This is a genomic window from Flammeovirga agarivorans, from assembly GCF_012641475.1.
GTDB classification, from domain to species: Bacteria; Bacteroidota; Bacteroidia; order Cytophagales; family Flammeovirgaceae; genus Flammeovirga; species Flammeovirga agarivorans.
In genome coordinates this window covers 1-1,680 of sequence record NZ_JABAIL010000043.1, presented here as the reverse complement: position 1 = coordinate 1,680, position 1,680 = coordinate 1, and the positions used below count along the sequence as shown (strand labels likewise).

The following is a 1,680-nucleotide window of genomic DNA, read 5'->3' as shown; positions in this document are numbered from 1 at the left end:
ATTAAAACTAATCAAGAAAGTTAAGAGGTATAAGTATATTTTCATTTTTTAAAGTTTTTGATCTCTAACGTGATGGCTAAAAATCGTTGCCATCCCAAAGGGTGGTTATGATTTTTTAGCTCTTGTTATAGTTTTCTTTTTATGTTCTTTCAAAATATCAAGTTTAAATTCTCTGTGGAGTTGACCTTCAATGTCTCTCCATACTTTAACCTCTATGATTTGTCCATCTTTATCAGTTGTAGTTAGAAGTACATTTTTTGATGGGAAATATCGATATTCTAATCGTTTTAATAGACTACCGTCTTTTGCAAGATACTCTCTCCATGCAATTTTTTTGTCAGTTTTATCCTTTAGAATTTTGTCGTTAAACCTTAAATAATCAGTTTGATAATTTTCAGTATCGCTAAATAAAACGTCAAACAAACATGCTCCACCATAAGAATTACAGTCAGAATAAAGTTCTTTATATTTCTTTAATGACGTTTTCTTATTCAAGTACAGGTAGCCTTTTGATTCTAAAAGGTTTCTGATGTTCTTTAATTCGTTTGATTGTTTTACAGAATTGATTTCATATGGTTTAAACTCATAATAATTGTCCTTTTCATTATATGTCATAGAATAAGTATCTATAGTATAACAAGGTAAAATATCAGATATGTAAACCTGTAATATTTTAGCAGTTCCGTTGCACTTTTTTGCTAACTTTTTATCCCAATCAAAACCTTTATTAATACCTTTATTCAAAAGAATTTTAAACTCCCAACTTAAGTTTCCTAACCAATTCCAGTCTATATCATCAAGTTTATTTTCTTTCAAGTTTTCAATTAAATCATCGAACATTCCATAACTGATATCAAATGGCTGTTTAGTAACAGCTTTAAGCTGTTTTCTCCATTCTTTATATTCCTTACCATTGAAATTGAAGGAAAGGATTTTTTTCTTTAACCTCTTTCTATCTTCTCCAAAGTAAGACTTTGACTCTTCTATGATTTGTTTAAATTTCATTTGTTAGTTAACCATAACGGTTAAGTATAAGAATAGTAGCGGATTTTCATCCATTTACTTTTCGGTTTCTTACTGTTGTTTGTTTTATAAATTTCACTTTCGTTTTAGCGATTAAACCGCTATTATTTTTATACAATGTTGTGCATTGTTTTTTATTTATTCCAAGGTATATCGCGTAAAAGAATATTTTGAACTATCTCTTTCATAAATATTGTAATGCATCGCCACGAATAAGTAGTCATTGAGTACTATCTTCTTTGCTCCATGTTCAGAAGTAATGTCAATTTTAAATTTTTTTTCATCATCAATCCTGTGTAGATACTGATCATATATCCAAGGTAGAAAGGTCTGCTCAGTAGTCTCGAAATACCTATATGGCTTATTTAAGTCTTTAAAACTTGAATAAATATTTGAGCTATGTGGATCTTTAAAATAATCTTCAAATATTACATTTTTAACCTCCTTTGGTAATTCAGAATAGTGTACTGTTTTCTTCTCACAGTTTTCAATTTCTTTAGAATTACAGCTAAGAAGCACTAGTGAGATTAAACAAATAATTAATTCTTTAAACATTTATTTTAGGATTTATCAATAATGCACAACATATATGCTAAACTACGTGTGAGGGTGAGTCACCCGACACATGGAGTTTAGTTGATGTTACACAACGTTACA

At 28.9% G+C, this 1,680-nt stretch carries 2 protein-coding genes; both read right to left on the bottom strand.

Annotated features, from left to right (window positions below):
* Window positions 1–105: 105 nt before the first annotated feature.
* Window positions 106–1,005, bottom strand: coding sequence for a hypothetical protein (locus HGP29_RS28815; RefSeq protein ID WP_211093448.1), 900 nt, complete (start codon window positions 1,003–1,005; stop codon window positions 106–108).
* 156 nt (window positions 1,006–1,161) lie between these two features.
* Window positions 1,162–1,578 carry a hypothetical protein gene (locus HGP29_RS28105; protein WP_168885801.1) on the bottom strand — a complete coding sequence of 139 codons (417 nt, stop codon included), beginning with the start codon at window positions 1,576–1,578 and terminating at the stop codon, window positions 1,162–1,164.
* Window positions 1,579–1,680 lie beyond the last annotated feature (102 nt).